Origin of the sequence: Micromonospora sp. NPDC048830 (assembly GCF_043198215.1) — a bacterium.
In the GTDB taxonomy this organism is placed as follows: Bacteria; Actinomycetota; Actinomycetes; order Mycobacteriales; family Micromonosporaceae; genus Micromonospora.
Genome location: NZ_JBICUP010000008.1, coordinates 66,401 through 82,039, shown reverse-complemented (window position 1 = coordinate 82,039; position 15,639 = coordinate 66,401). Strand labels below are relative to the sequence as shown.

11 protein-coding genes are annotated in these 15,639 nt (G+C 75.6%); 8 read left to right on the top strand and 3 right to left on the bottom strand.

All coding sequences use genetic code 11. From position 1 onward, the window contains the following. Positions 1 to 4 precede the first annotated feature (4 nt). Genes ACGFIZ_RS10280 through ACGFIZ_RS10265 form a run of 4 tightly spaced genes read left to right on the top strand, consistent with a single transcriptional unit; the run spans position 5 to position 4,533 of the window. The gene (locus tag ACGFIZ_RS10280; RefSeq protein WP_393417779.1) at positions 5 to 847 is read left to right on the top strand and encodes a hypothetical protein; all 843 of its coding nucleotides are present in this window, start codon (positions 5 to 7) and stop codon (positions 845 to 847) included. Beyond that, positions 837 to 2,753, top strand: coding sequence for a class I SAM-dependent methyltransferase (locus tag ACGFIZ_RS10275; RefSeq protein ID WP_393417777.1), 1,917 nt, complete (start codon positions 837 to 839; stop codon positions 2,751 to 2,753). The genes ACGFIZ_RS10280 and ACGFIZ_RS10275 overlap by 11 nt, the downstream gene beginning before the upstream one ends. Next, entirely contained in the window at positions 2,750 to 3,481 is a 732-nt protein-coding gene (locus ACGFIZ_RS10270; RefSeq protein WP_393417775.1) for a cytidylyltransferase domain-containing protein, read from the top strand. Before ACGFIZ_RS10275 ends, ACGFIZ_RS10270 begins: the two co-directional genes overlap by 4 nt. Beyond that, positions 3,478 to 4,533 carry a PseG/SpsG family protein gene (locus tag ACGFIZ_RS10265; protein ID WP_393417980.1) on the top strand — a complete coding sequence of 352 codons (1,056 nt, stop codon included), beginning with the start codon at positions 3,478 to 3,480 and terminating at the stop codon, positions 4,531 to 4,533. Before ACGFIZ_RS10270 ends, ACGFIZ_RS10265 begins: the two co-directional genes overlap by 4 nt. A gap of 15 nt (positions 4,534 to 4,548) precedes the next feature. On the opposite strand, the gene ACGFIZ_RS10260 is transcribed toward ACGFIZ_RS10265, so the two are convergent. Continuing rightward, entirely contained in the window at positions 4,549 to 6,558 is a 2,010-nt protein-coding gene (locus tag ACGFIZ_RS10260) for a hypothetical protein (protein WP_393417773.1), read from the bottom strand. A 167-nt stretch (positions 6,559 to 6,725) separates the two neighbouring features. On the opposite strand from ACGFIZ_RS10260, the gene ACGFIZ_RS10255 reads away from it, so the two are divergent. The 4 genes from ACGFIZ_RS10255 (at position 6,726) to ACGFIZ_RS10240 (ending at position 10,910) form a co-directional block, all read left to right on the top strand. Next, on the top strand, positions 6,726 to 7,358 hold the full coding sequence (locus ACGFIZ_RS10255) for an alpha-ketoglutarate-dependent dioxygenase AlkB (protein ID WP_393417771.1): 633 nt from the start codon (positions 6,726 to 6,728) through the stop codon (positions 7,356 to 7,358). Between the two features lie 230 nt (positions 7,359 to 7,588). Beyond that, positions 7,589 to 9,109, top strand: coding sequence for a glycosyltransferase family 39 protein (locus ACGFIZ_RS10250; RefSeq protein ID WP_393417769.1), 1,521 nt, complete (start codon positions 7,589 to 7,591; stop codon positions 9,107 to 9,109). Then, the gene (locus ACGFIZ_RS10245; protein WP_393417767.1) at positions 9,051 to 10,274 is read left to right on the top strand and encodes a glycosyltransferase family 2 protein; all 1,224 of its coding nucleotides are present in this window, start codon (positions 9,051 to 9,053) and stop codon (positions 10,272 to 10,274) included. Before ACGFIZ_RS10250 ends, ACGFIZ_RS10245 begins: the two co-directional genes overlap by 59 nt. A gap of 141 nt (positions 10,275 to 10,415) precedes the next feature. Then, positions 10,416 to 10,910 (top strand): solute carrier family 23 protein, encoded by a 495-nt coding sequence (locus ACGFIZ_RS10240; RefSeq protein ID WP_393417765.1) that lies wholly within the window; start codon positions 10,416 to 10,418, stop codon positions 10,908 to 10,910. A gap of 80 nt (positions 10,911 to 10,990) precedes the next feature. On the opposite strand, the gene ACGFIZ_RS10235 is transcribed toward ACGFIZ_RS10240, so the two are convergent. Together ACGFIZ_RS10235 and ACGFIZ_RS10230 are read right to left on the bottom strand one after the other, a co-directional pair. Continuing rightward, a complete protein-coding gene (locus ACGFIZ_RS10235; protein WP_393417763.1) occupies positions 10,991 to 13,480 on the bottom strand; it encodes a DNA topoisomerase (ATP-hydrolyzing) subunit A in 2,490 nt (829 codons plus the stop codon). A gap of 44 nt (positions 13,481 to 13,524) precedes the next feature. Next, a complete protein-coding gene (locus ACGFIZ_RS10230; RefSeq protein WP_393417761.1) occupies positions 13,525 to 15,582 on the bottom strand; it encodes a type IIA DNA topoisomerase subunit B in 2,058 nt (685 codons plus the stop codon). Positions 15,583 to 15,639: the final 57 nt, after the last annotated feature.

Below are 15,639 nucleotides of genomic sequence, written 5' to 3'. Positions count from 1 at the left end.
ACGGATGCACCACGCGAACCACTTCTACGGGCACGCGCACGTGCTGGCCCGCTACTGCGGGCTGGGCGACGGACACCCGCCGCGGATCAACGGGTACGTCCAGCACGGCTGGAACATCGGCGACGGCCTCGCGCCCGGCCACCCGTACGTGGCGGGCACGCCGAGCCTGCTGTGGTCGGAGCAGACCCGGCGGCGAGCCTGGTCGGTGGGGCGACGCAACGTCGTGGTGATCGGCGCGCCGTTCGCGTACCTGCTGGCGCTGCGCCCCGACGACCCGCCGGCCGAGGAGCGGGAGGGCACCATCTGGTACCCGTTCCACGGCTGGGAGGGCCAGCACGTGCGCGGCGACCACCGCGAGCTGATCGCCCGGATCCGCGACACCGAGCCCGGCCCGGTCACCGTGTGCCTGTACTGGCACGAGTACGGCATGCGCCGGGTGCGCCGGCTCTACGAGCGGGCCGGGTTCCGGGTGATCTGCCACGGCTACCGGGGCCACTGGTGGAAGGACACGGACCCGCTGTTCCTCGACAAGCAGCTCACCGAGCTGCGCCGGCACCGCCGGGTCGCGTCCAACCGGCTGACCAGCGCCATCTTCTACGGCATCGCGGCGGGGTGCGAGCCCGCCGTCTACGGCGACCCGATGGTGCTGGCCGACGAGGACCCGACGTTCGGCGGCACCGCCCGGATCCGGCGGCAGTGGCCGGAGCTGCACGGCGAGTCCGTGCACCTGCCCACCGCCGTCGAGATCGCCCGCGCCGAGCTGGGCACCGACCACCGCTGCGCGCCGGCCGAGCTGCGGGAGCTGCTGGGCTGGGCGAACCTCCAGGAGGAACGAGTTGACGACTGAGACCGCGCCCCGGATCGCCCTGCCCGGCGGGGAGATGCTGGCCTGGTCGGACCTGCCCGAGCGGCGGCTGCCCGGCGGCGGGCCGCTCGCGGCACTGGTCGAGCGGGTGGTGCCGGCGGGCGCGCGCGTCCTGCTGGCCGGTCCGCACGACCCGGCCCTGCTGGAGCGGCTGGGCCACGCCGAGGTGACCTGCCTGCTGCGCAGCTACCCCGACGGCGTCGCCCTGGCCGACCGGGCCGGCGACCGCCCGGTCTCGGTGGTGGTCGGCGGCCCGGGCGGGCTGCCCGCCGACGAGACGTTCGACGTGGTGGTCGCCGCCTGCGGGCTGGACGCCGTCGAGTCGGTGGAGGGCGCCCGGGTCGGCTGGGACGGCCTGCTGGAGCGGCTGGCCGCCGCGCTCGCCCCGGGCGGGACCCTGCTGCTGCGGCTGGACAACCCGGCCGGGCTGGACCGGATCGTCGCCGCGGCGCCCTGGTACGCCGGGCGCGACGACGCCGACTGGGCGGTCGGCGGGGCGCTGGACACGGGGCGGCCGGCCAACCTCGACCAGCTCCGGGACCGGCTGGCCGGGGTGGGGCTGCGCCCGTCCGGCTGCTTCGCCGCGTACCCCGCAACGGCCGCGCCGACCGCGCTGGTGGACGCCGAGGCGCTGGCCGGCCGTACCACGTCGGGGCTGTTCGACGCCGTGCTGCACGGCGCGTGCGCCGGCGGTTTCGCCGGCCGGCCGGTGCTCCAGGACCCGGCGCGCCTGGCGGTCGACGCGTTGCACGCCGGCCTCGGCGCGGCGCTCGCGCCCGGGTGGCTGGTGCTGGCCGTGCGCGCCGGCGACGCCCCGGACGGGCCGCCGGCGCCGCTCACGGGGATCGAACCGGACGGGCCGCCGGCGCCGCTCACGGGGCCCGAGGCGGACGGACGGCCGGCGCCGCCGGCCCGGACCGACGGGCTGCCGGTGGCGCTGGTGCAGACCGGGCCGCCCGGGATCGGCGCGGTGGAGGTGACCGAGGGCTGGCGGTGGCGGGTCGCCGGGCCGGTGACGGCGACGCGGGACGCCCCGTTCGCCACCCGCGAGGCGGCCTGGCGCGACCCGTCGGCGCTGGCCGGGCCGGTGCCCGGGGGACGGCTGCTGCGTACGGTGCTGCTCGACGCGTGCCTGCGCCGGGACCTCGACGCCCTGCGGCGGCTGCTGGGTGGGTACGCGGACTGGCTCGCCGGGCACGCCGACCACGCCGGCCGGCTCGGCGGCGCGGTGGCCCTGGCCGCACCCGACAACGTCGTGGTGGCCGACGCCGCCGGCCCCACACCGGTGTTCGCGGTGCTCGACCCGAGCTGGCGGGCCGCCGACGCGTGGCCGGTCGACGTGGTGCTGGCCCGGGGCCTGTGGCGGTTCGCCGCGGCGCTGGTCACCGGCGGGTACGCCCACCCGTGGCCGTCCACCCTCGACGTGGCCGGGCTGACGGTGGTGCTCGGCGGGATCGCCGGGCGGGAGCTGGACCGGGCGACCGTGGCGGCGGCCGTGGACGCGGAGGTGGCGGTCACGGCGGCGCTGCGCGGGCTCGACGGGACGGCCCGGCTCGCCCTCGCCGAGGAGCTGCGCGCGGTCGAGCCGACCGCGCCGCCGCCCGGACTGGACAGCCACCAGCAACTGCGCGAGGCGTGGCTGCGGCAGAAGGAGGAGCTGACCCGGCTGGCGGCGCTGCTGCGCTGGACCGAGGACCTGCTGACCTCCCGGGAACGGGCGCTGCGCCGGGCCGAGGCCACCATCAACCTGCTCAGCGGCTCGCTCAGCTACCGGGTCGGCCGGCTGGCCATCGCCCCGGCGCGGCTGGCCAAGCGGGGCGCGGGGGCGGCGAAGCGCCGGGCGAAGGCGGCGCTGCGGGAACGCCGCGAGGGCGGGGGGCAGCCGTGACCAGGATCGTCGGGATCGTGCAGGCGCGGATGGGCTCCTCCCGGCTGCCCGGCAAGGTGCTGCGGCCGCTGGCCGGCCGGTCGGTGCTCGGGCGGGTGGTCCGCGCCGCCGCCGAATCCGGGGTGCTCGCCGACCTGGTGGTCGCGACCAGCAGCGACCCGGTGGACGACGCGGTGGTCGCGGAGTGCGCCCGGCTCGGCGTGGCCTGTTACCGGGGACCCGTCGACGACGTGCTCGACCGGTTCGTCGGCGCGCTGGACCGGCACCCCGCCGACGCGGTCATGCGGTTCACCGCCGACTGCCCGTTGCTGGACCCGGAGATCGTCCGGCTGGTCGCCGACGTGTACCGGGCGGTGCCGGGGCTGGACTACGCCAGCACCTCGATCGCCCGTACGCTGCCGCGCGGGCTGGACGCGGAGATCGTCCGGGCCGACACGCTGCGTACGCTGCACCGGATCGCCACCGAGCACCACCGGGTGCACGTAACCTCGTACGCGTACACCCACCCGGAGCTGTTCCGGGTGCTCGGGGTGACGCTCACGCCGGACCGCTCGGCTCTGCGACTCACGCTCGACACCGAGGAGGACTGGGCGCTGGTCCGGGCGGTGACCGACCACTTCGGCGACGTCAGCGTGCCGCTGGCGAAGCTCGCCGACTGGCTGGCCGGTCAGCCGGCGCTGCGCGCCCTGAACGCCTCGGTACGGCAGAAGCGGCTGGAGGAGTCCTGAGCACGGTACGCGTCGGGGTGCGCTGCGACGCCGGGCCGACCCGCGGCGTCGGGCACCTGGTCCGCTGCCTCGCCCTGGCCGAGGAGTTCCTCGCCCGGGGCGCCCGGGTCGAGTTCTTCGGCAGGGTCGAGGGGGTCGCCTGGGCGGCCCGCCAGCTCGCCGACCGGGGCGTGCCGCTGCATCCGGGGCCGGAGCGCCCCGAGGACCTGGTCGCCGCGGCCCGCCGGCACGGGCTGGACGTGATGGTGCTCGACTCGTACGAGCTGGACCCGGCGGGGGCGGGGGCGCTGCGGGCGGCGGGGGTGGTGACCCTCGCGGTCGTCGACGGCGACACCCGGGGGCAGGACGCCGACGTGTACCTGGACCAGAACCTCGGCGCCGCGCACGGGCCGCTGCCCGGGCGGCTGCTCGCCGGGACGGCGTACCCGCTGCTGCGCGACTCCGTGCTGGCCGCGCGGCCGGCGGCGCCGCGCCCGGCGACGGCGGCCGGCCGGCCCCGGGTGCTCGCCTTCTTCGGCGGCACCGACGCGTTCGGGGCGGCGCCGGTGCTGGCCCGGGTGCTGCTCGCCACCGGACACCCGATGGACCTGACCGTGGTCGTCGGCCGGCCCGACGTCGAGGCGGCACTGGCGGCGCTGGCCCCGGGCCGGGGGCAGGCCGTGCGACCCGTCCCGCCCACCGACGACCTGCCCGCCCTGATCACCGCCGCCGACCTGGTGGTCAGCGCCGCCGGCACGTCCACCTGGGAGCTGTGCTGCCTGGGCGCGGCGGCGGCGCTGGTCTGCGTGGTGGACAACCAGCGGGAGTCGTACCACCGGGTGGTGGCCGAGGGCGTCGCGGCCGGCCTGGGCGAGCTGCCCGCGCTGGCCGCCGCCGGGCTGGCCGGCCGGGCGGCCCGGGCGGAGGCCGCGCGGACGCTGCGCGCGCTGCTGGAGTCCCCGCGACGGCGGGCCACCCTGGCCGAGCGGGCCTGGTCGACGGTGGACGGCCGGGGCCGGGCCCGGGTGGCCGACGAGGTGCTGGCCCTGGTCGGCGCGCGGACCCCCGGCTGACCGCACCGGCCGGCGCTAGCGCAGGCGCTGGAGCGTGACCCGCCCGGCGAGGTCGGGGTGGGCGGCCAGCAGCGCCTCGACGATCCCGGCGGCGGCCGGGTCCGCGGCGACGAACCGGATCCGGCCGGGCACCCTCTCCACCAGGGCGGCGGAGCGGGCCGGCTCGGCCAGCGGCAGCCGGTACACGGCCGGCCCGGACGCCCCGTGCGTGCCCTGGAGGGTGGCGACGAAGAGGGTGGCGAGGTAGCCCTCGCGGCGGCGGTCGCTGACCACCACGGTCACCACGCCGGCCTCGGCCGGCGCCTGGGCCAGCGCGCGCACGGCCAACTCCGCCGGCCCGGGACGGGCCTGGGTGCCCGACCACCAGGCCGCCGCCCACGTCATCGTGCGTCCGCCGAACGGCTGGGCGAAGATCCCGGTGCCGCGCGGCAGACCGGCCAGCCCCGCGCAGGCCAGCACCACGGCCGCCGCGGCCAGCGCGCGCGCCGACCGGGGCGCGCACCGGCGGGGCCGCGCCGCCCGACAGCGGGACTCCGCCGGGCGGTCGTGGGGCCGCGCCGCGCGGGGGCGGGACTGCGCCGCGCGGCCCGGGGCGGGCAGCAGCAGGGTCACCGCGCCCGCGCCGACGAGCAGCACGGCCAGCAGCAGGTGCAGCGTCTTTCCGTAGTAGTAGCGCGGGTCGGTGCCCAGCGCGCGGAAGTAGAGGAGGAAGCCGCCGGCGAAGGCGAGCGCCGCGGCCAGCGCGCCCGCGTAGCGCCGCCACACCGGCAGCCGCAGCCCGCCCGCGAACAGGCCGGCGGCGACCAGGCCGGCGAGCGCGAGGAACGCGTCGTAGCGGGGGAACACCCCGCCGCCGGTGGCGACGTTGTCCACCTGGTCGGTGCGCAGCAGGCCGGCGACCGCCGGCAGCGGGGTCAGGACGGCGGTCAGCAGCGCCATCACGGCCAGCGCCGCCGGGCGGCGGCGCAGCCGGCGCCGGTCGCGCACCAGCCAGGCCAGCACCAGCGCCGCGACCACCGGCAGGAACATCAGGTACGCGAAGCCGACCGCGACGCAGAGCGCCCCGACCACGGCCAACTGCGTGCCCGTACGCGCCACCGGCCGGCAGGTCAGCGCCACCAGCAGCACCGTCGCGGCGAGCCCGAGGCTCTCGCCCGGGTAGCCGTACACGACGAAACGGGCGAGTTCCGAGCCGAGGCAGGCGGCGGTGAGCGCGCCGGTCAGGGCCGCCGCGCGCGGCAGGTCGTGGCGCGGGCCGGCGAGCCGGTTCGCCGCCCAGGTGACGGCGAGCACCAGCAGGCCCCACGCGCCCAGCGACCAGCCGAGGTAGTGGTCGAGCGTGCTGGCCGGGCCGGCGGGCGCGGTCGAGGAGCGCAGGAAGCCGTCCAGCAGCGCCGCGGTGAGGTGGAAGCCCTGCGGGTACCAGACCATCCCCTCCGGTGCGATCCGGGCCGCCGCCGACGGGTCGGCGAACAGGTACCCGCCGACCGCGCGGATCCCCTCCACCGTGGCCAGGTGCCGGCTGTTGTCCTCGCCGGTCATCGCGTACGCGAGCCGACTTGCGAGGTCGCCCGCCCGCAGGTACGGCCAGGCCAGCGCCCCGGCCGCCACCAGCGCGGCGGCGACCGGGAGCAGGTCGGCGGGGACCGGGCGGGGCAGCCGGGGCCGGCGGCCGGTGGCGGCGGCGACGCCGAGCAGGACGGTCAGCGCCGTGCCCGCCACCGGAACCGGGTGCAGCCCCCACGGCCAGGCGGAGAAAAGCAGCCCGGCGGCGCAGGTCGCCCCGAGCAGCAGCGCCCCGGCCAGCACCAGCCGGTCCAGCAGCGTACGGCCGCCGCGCAGCAGCGCGGCGGTCAGCCCGAGCACCACCACCGGCAGCACCCCGGCGACCCCCAGGGCGTACGCGAGCAGGGGTCCGAGCCACGCGGCGGCGAGCCAGCCGACCAGCCGGGGGGCGGCCCGGCGGGGCGACGTGCCCCGCTCCGGCGGGGCGGCCACCGGGGCGGTGGCGGGCGGGCTCTGCACGGACGGCCTCCTCGCGGCACCGGAAGATCCGCCCGACCCGGGCGGAGCGGGACCACGCTAGGACCGCCCCGGCGACGGACGGCGACGCGCACGTGTGCCGCAGGTGACCGGCAGGTGACGGAAGCCCGCCGTCGTACGCCTGTACGAACGAACGGTAGGGTGGGGACATGTCCGGTGCCGCCTACCAGCCGTCGATGCTCGACCTCGCCGTCGACGAGCCGTCCCTCGGCTCCCTCGCCGGCCTGCGCCGGCACGCGCTGAGCCGGGGCGCCTGGGTGGACCACCTCCCCGGCTGGGTGCTCGGTTCCGACCGGGTCCTGGAGGCGCTGCTCGCCGAGGTGCCCTGGCGGGCCGAGCGCCGCACCATGTACGACGCCGAGGTCGACGTGCCCCGCCTGCTGTGCTGGTACGCCGCCCACCGGCCGCTGCCCCACCCGGTGCTCACCCGGGCGCGGGCGGCGCTGACCGCGCACTACGCCCCGGAGCTGGGCGAGCCGTTCGTGACCGCCGGGATGTGCCTGTACCGGGACGGCCGGGACAGCGTCGCCTGGCACGGCGACACCCTGGGCCGCGCCGCGCACACCGACACCATGGTTGCCATCGTCTCGTTCGGCTCGCCCCGGCCGCTGCTGCTGCGCCCGCGCGGCGGCGGGGCGAGCCTGCGCTTCCCGCTCGGCCACGGCGACCTCGTCGTGATGGGCGGCTCCTGCCAGCGCACCTGGGAGCACGCGATCCCGAAGACCACCCGCGCGGTGGGCCCCCGGGTCAGCGTCCAGTTCCGTCCGGCCGGCGTCGCCTGAGCCACCGGCGCCGCCCAGCCGCCCAGCCGTCAGGACCGCCGGGTCGGCCGGCGGCGGCGACCGTCCGACGTGGCCCGCGCGGTCCGTTCGGCGCAGGGATGGCAGATCACCCGCGGCACGACCACCGAGCGCGCCGACACGCTCCGTCGTCGAACGGCGCTTATGACCCCGTGCGTCATGATAACGTCACCGTGCGTCATGACCGTCTGTAATGTCCCGTGGAGTCTTCCTTGCCCGTTGGACGCCTGACCGCGCGGCGGGCCGCTCGTTTCCTGGCCGACCTGTCGCGTCGGCATCCCGCGCTGGTCCTGCTGCTGGCCGCGGGGCTCGCGCTGCGCTTCGTGATGATGCTCGCGTACCGGCCGGCGCTCTGGTTCCAGGGCGACTCCGGCGCGTACCTCCGCAGGTCGCAGCAGTGGCCCGAGCTGGAGCCCCGCTGGCCGTTCCCGTGGCTGCTCAAGGCCTTCGAGTGGACCGGCACGCTCGCCTCGGTGGTGGCGGTGCAGCACCTCGCCGGGCTCGCCCTGGGCGTCGCGGCGTACCTGCTGCTGCGCCGGCTCGGGGTCGGGCCGTGGCTGGCCGCGCTCGCCGCGGCGCCCCTCCTGCTCGACGCCACCCAGCTGACGCTGGAGCACTACCTGCTCACCGAGACGCTGTTCACCGCGGCACTGGCCGTCTCCGCCCTGCTGCTGGTCCGGCGGGAGCGGCCCGGCACGCTCGCCAGCCTCGGCGCCGGGCTGGCCGTCGCGCTCGGCATGGCCACCCGTCCGACCGGCATCGTCGCCCTCGGCGCGCTGCTGGTGTTCCTCGTGCTGCCGTGGCGCGGCTGGCGTCCGCCGGTGGCGTACCTGCTCGGCATCGTCGCGTTCTTCGGCGCAGTGTTCGTCGGCACCGGCACGGTCCGGGACGCGCTCGGCATGGAGGGCGGCAAGTTCCTCTACGGCCGCACCGCACAGATCGCCGACTGCGATCGACTGGAGCTGCGCCCCGGCCTGCGCAGGCTCTGCCCGACGCAGCCGCTGGACCAGCGGCCCGAGCGGCCGGACTGGTTCATCTGGACCCGGGACAGCCCCATCCACAACGCCGAGCGGCCCGCGGACCTCGACGAGTTCGCCCGGGAGGTGATCCGGCAACAGCCCGGCGACTACCTGGCGGCGGTGGCGTCGGACACGGCCCGGTACTTCTGGCCGACCCGGCTGGGCCCGGCGGAGGCGTGCCTGGCCAGCCTGTGGCGGCCGCGCCCCGCCCCGACCAACTGGGCGGTCGACTACGACTGCACGCCCCGCACCGCCGGCCCCGACTACCAGTGGCAGCCGGCCCCGTCGCGGGAGGTCGAGCCCAACACCGCGAGCCGGTTCATGCAGGCGTACGGCCGGTACGGGGTCACGCCGCCCCTGGTGCTGGCCGCAGCGACGCTGATCGCCCTGCTCGGGGCGGCGTGGCCGGGCCGGGACGGGCCACGGCTGCGCATGGTCGCCCTGCTCTACGCGGTGATCGGCATCGGAATCATGGTCTTCTCGGTCGCCACCTCGATGTTCGACCTCCGCTACGGATTGCCGGCCCTGGCGTTCCTCCCGATCGCCGCGGCTGTCGGCGGGCAGCGGCTGCGGTCGGCCCGGACCGACCGGCCCCCACCGATCGACGGCGAGCCGGAACGGCTGACGCCCCCGACGGCAGAAAGCAACGGGAAGCATGACGAAGGAACAGGAGATCGAGGTCACGGTCCTGCTGCCGTGCCTCAACGAGGCTGAGACGCTGGAGATCTGCGTCCGCAAGGCACTCCGCTCGCTCGAGGAGTGCGGGGTCGTCGGCGAGGTCCTCGTCTCCGACAACGGCTCCACGGACGGGTCGCAGGCGATCGCCGAGCGGGCCGGCGCCCGGGTGGTGCACGCCCCGGTCCGCGGCTACGGCGGCGCCCTGCTGAACGGGATCGAGCAGGCCCGCGGCCGGTACGTCATCATGGCCGACGCGGACGACTCGTACGCGCTGTCGGACCTCGGCCCGTTCGTCGAGTCGCTGCGCGCCGGGCACGACGTCGTGATGGGCAACCGGTTCCGGGGCGGGATCGCCCCCGGGGCCATGCCGTCGATGCACCGCTACCTGGGCAACCCGGTGCTGAGCTGGCTCGGCCGGACGCTGTTCGGGCTGCGCGGGGTCGGCGACTTCCACTGCGGCATGCGCGGGTTCAACGCCGAGCGGATCCGCGCCCTCGGGCTGTGTATGCCCGGCATGGAGTTCGCCTCCGAACTGGTGGTCCGCGCCGCACTGGCCGGGTACGACGTCGTCGAGGTGCCCACCACCCTGTCGCCGGACGGGAGGTCCCGCCCGCCGCACCTGCGTACCTGGCGGGACGGGTGGCGGCACCTGCGCTTCCTGCTCGTCTTCGCCCCGCGCAAGACCCTGGTCCGGCCCGGGGCCGCGCTGGCCCTGACCGGGCTGGTCGGGGTGGGCACGCTCACCCCCGGCCCGCTCAGCCTCGGCGCGGTCCGGCTCGACGTCAGCACGCTGGTCTACGCGTGCCTGATGGTGCTCGTCGGGCTGCAGCTCGTCCTCTTCGGCGGCCTCGCCGAGATCTACGGGCGGCAGGAGCGGCTGGTCCCGCAGCGCGCGTCGGAGCGGTGGATCCGCCTCCTGCGGCTGGAGACCGGCGCCGCCGTCGGCCTGTTCCTGCTCCTCGCCGGCACGGTGGGCACCGTCGGCGCCGTCTCCTACTGGGGGCTGGACGGCTTCGGTGACCTGAACCCGCACGAGACCCTCCGGGTGGTGCTGCCGTCGGCCACCGCCATCGCGCTCGGCGTGGTGGTGTTCTTCTCCGGCCTGGTCGGCAGCCTGCTCACGCTCCGTCCGGCGCAGCCGTCCCCGGCGATCGTGCGGCAGGCCCGCCCGGGCCGGGACCGGGCCCTCACCGGCAACTGACGGGCCCAGGCCGGGTGGCGGTGGACGCACCGGCGCCCGGCCCGCCGCCGGCCCGCCCCGCCCCTGCTGCTACAAACGACTCCCAGGGTCGATCACGCCCCCGTCACCTGGCACTACACGACGTGAAGGGCGCTCTCTCCCATGACCCACACCCCGACCGGGCCGCGCTCCCGCTGGTCCCCGTGGTCCCTGCACGGCGACGGCCGTTCCATCCATCCCGGCGACGTGGTCCGCCCCGACGAACGGCTCTCCTGGCCGCGCACGCTCGGGGTGGGCGTGCAGCACGTGGTGGCGATGTTCGGCGCCACGTTCACCGTGCCGCTGATCACCGGCTTCCCGCCGGCGACCACGCTGTTCTTCTCCGGCATCGGCACCCTGCTGTTCCTGCTGATCACCCGCAACCGGCTGCCGTCGTACCTCGGGTCGTCGTTCGCGTTCATCGCGCCGGTGCTGGCCGCGAAGGCCGGCGGGGACATCGGTCCCGCGCTCGGCGGGCTGACCGCCGGCGACCTCTCCTTCAACGGCATCGCCCTGGGCACCGCCGCCGCTCTGGTGATCTACCACGGCATGCGCCTGGTCGCCCGCCTCCGCGGCACGTCGCCGGAGTCCCGCCGGGGCCCGGAACCCGAACTCTGACCCCTGCGCGCGATCAAGAGGTTTGCGTCGCCGGGAAGCCCTCGGGCGACGCAAACCTCTTGATCGACACGGAGGCCCGGTCAGTCGCGTTCGATGAGGTGGCCGATCACCGTCGGGCCGAGCATCACCGCGAAACCGGAGCCGTCGCGGCGGGGGTCGGCCGGGGGCAGCTCCACCGGCTCCCCGTTCTGCGTCGCGCCGACCGGCCGCGGGCCGACCCAGGCGACCACCAGGTCCGTCTCGCCCTTGAGGAACCGCTGCGCGCGCACCCCGCCGGTCGCCCGCCCCTTCGCCGGGTACGCCCCGAACGGCGTGACCTTGACCGTCGCGCCCGTCGAGGTGACCACCATCGGCTCGCCCTGCCCCGAGGCGTCGGTGCGGACCGCGCCGAAGAAGACGACCCGCGCCCCGGCCGGCAGGTTGATGCCGGCCATGCCGCCGCCCTTGATGCCCTGCGGCCGGACCAGGGACGCGTCGAAGCGCAGCAGCGACGCCTCGGACGAGACGAACGCGAGCGTCTCGCCGCCGTCGGTGAGCCAGGTCGCCCCGACCACCTCGTCGCCCTCGCGCAGGCCGATCACCTCGAACTCGTCCGAGCGGACCGGCCAGTCCGGGGCGCACACCTTCACCACGCCCTGCCGGGTGCCCAGGGCCAGCCCGGGCGAGCCCTCGGCCGTCGGGCCGAGCGGGGCCAGGCCGACCACCGTCTCGCCGGACTCCAGCGGCACCAGCTCGGCGGCCGACATGCCGCCGCGCAGCGACACCGTGCCGGCCTGCTCGGGCAGCACCGGCAGCGGCAGTACGTCGATCTTGAACGCCCGGCCGGCGCTGGTGACCAGCAGCACCCGCCCGCGGGCGGTGGAGTGGACGAGCGCGCGTACCGCGTCGTGCCGGACCCGGCCGTTGCGGCGACGCCCCTCGGCGGTCTCCTCCGACTCGGCCGCGGTGCGGGCCACCAGGCCGGTGGCGGAGAGGATCACCTGGCACGGGTCGTCGGCCACCTCCAGCGGGCCGGCCGGCACGGACGCGGCCAGCACCTCCTTGAGGTCGCCGTCGACCAGCGTGGTGCGCCGCGGCGCGCCGAACTGCTTCACCACCGAGGCCAGCTCGTCGGAGACGACCTTCCGCAGCACCTTCGGGTCGTCGAGGATGGTGGACAGCTTGGCGATCTCGGCGCGCAGCTGCTCCTGCTCGGCCTCCAGCTCCAGCCGGTCGTACTTGGTCAGCCGGCGCAGCGGGGTGTCCAGGATGTAGCCGGCCTGGATCTCGGAGAGCTTGAACCGGCGCATCAGGCCGTCCCGGGCGTCCTGGGCGTCCTCGCTGGCCCGGATCAGCTTGACCACCTTGTCGATGTCCAGCAACGCGATCAGCAGGCCGTCGACCAGGTGCAGCCGCTCCTCGCGCTTGCGCTTCCGGTACGCGCTGCGCCGGGTCACCACCTCGTAGCGGTGCCGCAGGAAGACCTCCAGCAGCGCCTTGAGCCCGAGCGTCTGCGGCTGCCCGTCGACCAGGACCAGGTTGTTGACGCCGAAGGACTGCTCCAGCGGGGTGAGCCGGTAGAGGTCGGCCAGCAGCGCCTGCGGGTTGACGCCGACCTTGCACTCGACGACCAGTCGGGTGCCGTTCTCCCGGTCGGTGAGGTCCTTGACGTCGGCGATGCCGGTGAGCCGCTTGGTCTTGTTGACCTCGTTGGTGATCGCCGCGATGACCTTCTCCGCGCCGACGCCGTACGGCAGCTCGACGACGGTGATCGCCTGCCGGCCCCGGCTGCCCTCCAGCGGGCCGATCTCCACGCGGGCGCGCATCCGGACCACGCCGCGTCCGGTCTCGTACGCCCGGCGCACCTCGTCGAGGCCGAGCAGCAGGCCGCCGGTCGGCAGGTCCGGCCCGGGGATGAACTCCATCAGCTTGTCGAGCGTGGCGTCCGGGTGGTTGATCAACCAGCGCGCCGCCGAGACGACCTCGCCCAGGTTGTGCGGGATCATGTTGGTCGCCATCCCGACCGCGATCCCGGACGCGCCGTTGACCAGCAGGTTGGGGAACGCGGCGGGCAGCACGGTCGGCTGCGTGAGCGAGCCGTCGTAGTTCGGCTCGACGTCGACGGTGTCCTCGCCCAGCTCGCCGACGAGCAGCATGGCCTCCCGCGACATCCGGGACTCGGTGTAGCGCGCGGCGGCCGGGCCGTCGTCTGGGGACCCAAAATTTCCGTGCCCGTCGATGAGCGGCACGTTGAGCGAGAAGTCCTGGGCGAGCCGGACCAGGGCGTCGTAGATGGCGGTGTCGCCGTGCGGGTGGTAGCGGCCCATCACGTCGCCGACCACGCGGGCCGACTTCACGTACGCCCGGTCGGGGCGGTAGCCCGACTCGTGCATCGAGTAGAGGATGCGCCGGTGCACGGGCTTGAGCCCGTCGCGGGCGTCGGGCAGCGCGCGGGAGTGGATGACCGAGAACGCGTACTCCAGGTAGGAGTCGGAGACCTCGGTCACCAGCGGGTTGTCGAAGACCCGGGCGCCGGCCTGGTCGAAGGCCGACAGCTCGACCTTCGCGGCGGATTCCTTGCGGCGTGCCATCGTTCAGCGTCCTTCCCGGCGCGCGGCCAGCGTGGTCAGCGTGGTCATGCGTCGATCGCCTCGCGGTCGACCCGGTCGGCGGAGTCGATCAGCCAGTTGCGGCGGGGCTCGACCTTCTCCCCCATCAGCAGCTCCAGGATCCGCTCGGCGGCCTCGACGTCGTCGAGGGTGATCCGGCGGACCGCCCGGGTGGCCGGGTTCATCGTGGTCTCCCACAGCTCGTCGGCGTCCATCTCGCCGAGACCCTTGAACCGCGGGATGGGGGTGACGATCTGCTTGCCGGCCTTCTCCAGCCGGCGGACCGTCGCCTCCATCTCCGCCTGGGTGTACGTGTAGACCGTCTGCGGGTTGCGCCCCTTCGTCGTGATCTTGTGCAGGGGCGGCATCGCGGCGTAGAGCCGGCCGGCCTCGATGAGCGGCCGCATGTACCGGGCGAACAGCGTGATCAGCAGGGTACGGATGTGCGCGCCGTCCACGTCGGCGTCCGCCATGATCAGCACCCGGCCGTACCGCAGGGCGGACAGGTCGAAGGTGCGGCCGGAGCCGGCCCCGAGCACCTGGACGATCGCGGCGCACTCGGCATTGTCCAGCACCTGCTGGAGGGTGGCCTTCTGCACGTTCAGGATCTTGCCCCGGATCGGCAGCAGGGCCTGGTACTCCGACGAGCGGGCCATCCGGCTCGTGCCGAGGGCGCTGTCGCCCTCGACGATGAACAGCTCGCTGCGGTCCACCCCCGTCGAGCGGCAGTCGACGAGCTTGGCCGGCATGGCCGCGCCCTCCAGGGCGGTCTTGCGCCGGGCGGCGTCCTTCTGCTGCTTCTGCGTCAGCCGGACGCGGGCCGCGTCGACGATCTTCTGCAGCACCGTACGCGCCTCGGCCTTGGTGCGGCGGTCCTCCAGCCACGCCTTGAGGTGCGCCTCGACCAGCCCCTGGAGCACCTTCGTGATGCCGGCGGTGGACAGCTCGTCCTTGGTCTGGGAGGTGAACTGCGGCTCCGGGATGCGCACGTGCACCACGGCCGTCATCCCCTCCAGGACGTCGTCCAGGGTGGGCGCGTCCTCCTTGGGGCGCAGCAGGCCCCGCGCGTTGCGGGCCGCGTCGGCCAGCGTACGGGCCAGGGCCCGCTCGAAGCCCTTGCGGTGGGTGCCGCCGTGGGCGTTGCGGATGGTGTTGGTGAAGCACTCGACGGTGCGCTCGTAGCCGGTGCCCCAGCGGAACGCGATCTCGACCTCGGCCCGCCGCTGCACGTTGGACTGCATGACGCCGTTGGCGTCGGCGGCGTTCTCCCGGTAGGTGCCCTCGCCGGTGACGACCAGGGTGCCGGAGACCGGCCGGTCGCCGGCCGGGGCCAGGAACTCCACCATGTCGGTCAGGCCGTCGGGGAAGTGGAAGGTCTCCTCGACCGGCTCCTCGCCGGTCTCGTCGCGCAGCAGGTAGCGGACGCCGGGGACGAGGAACGCGGTGTTGCGCAGCTTCAGCCGGACCGCCTCGGCGTCCAGCGCGGCGCCGGTCTCGAAGTAGCGGGCGTCGTGCCAGTACCGGATCGAGGTGCCCGTGCGCTCGCCGCGCTTCATCGCGCCCACGACCTCGAGGCCGGGCCCGGCGGTGAAGGGGGCGTCCGGGCCGGGGCCGTCGAAGATCCCCGGTACGCCGTGCCGGAACGACATCGCGTGCACCTTGCCGCCCCGGCGGACCGTCACGTCGAAGCGCCGGGAGAGCGCGTTGACGGCGGACGCGCCGACGCCGTGCAGGCCGCCCGAGGTCTTGTATCCCGAGCCGCCGAACTTGCCGCCCGCGTGCAGCCGGGTGAGCACCAGCTCGACGCCGGAGATGCCCGACTTCGCGTGGACGTCGGTCGGGATGCCCCGGCCGTCGTCGTCGACCTGCACCGAGCCGTCGGCGTGCAGCGTCACCGCGATCCGAGTGGCGTGACCTGCGACACCCTCGTCCGTCGAGTTGTCCAGGATCTCGTTGACGAGGTGACCCACGCCACGACTGTCGGTCGAGCCGATGTACATACCGGGGCGCTTGCGGACGGCGTCCAGCCCCTCCAGGTGCGTCAGGTCGTCGGCCCCGTAGAGGGTCTCAGGCTGTGCGGTCAACTGGTCGTACTCCCAGGTCTCGGCGGTGTGGTGCCGCTCACCGGCGGCCGGGCCGGG

Coding starts and splice junctions, on each gene's coding strand:
- ACGFIZ_RS10245 (WP_393417767.1), top strand. CDS start 9,051: ATGACGAAGGAACAGGAGATCGAGGTCACGGTCCTGCTGCCGTGCCTC.
- ACGFIZ_RS10240 (WP_393417765.1), top strand. CDS start 10,416: ATGACCCACACCCCGACCGGGCCGCGCTCCCGCTGGTCCCCGTGGTCC.
- ACGFIZ_RS10235 (WP_393417763.1), bottom strand. CDS start 13,480: ATGGCACGCCGCAAGGAATCCGCCGCGAAGGTCGAGCTGTCGGCCTTC.
- ACGFIZ_RS10255 (WP_393417771.1), top strand. CDS start 6,726: ATGTCCGGTGCCGCCTACCAGCCGTCGATGCTCGACCTCGCCGTCGAC.
- ACGFIZ_RS10280 (WP_393417779.1), top strand. CDS start 5: ATGCACCACGCGAACCACTTCTACGGGCACGCGCACGTGCTGGCCCGC.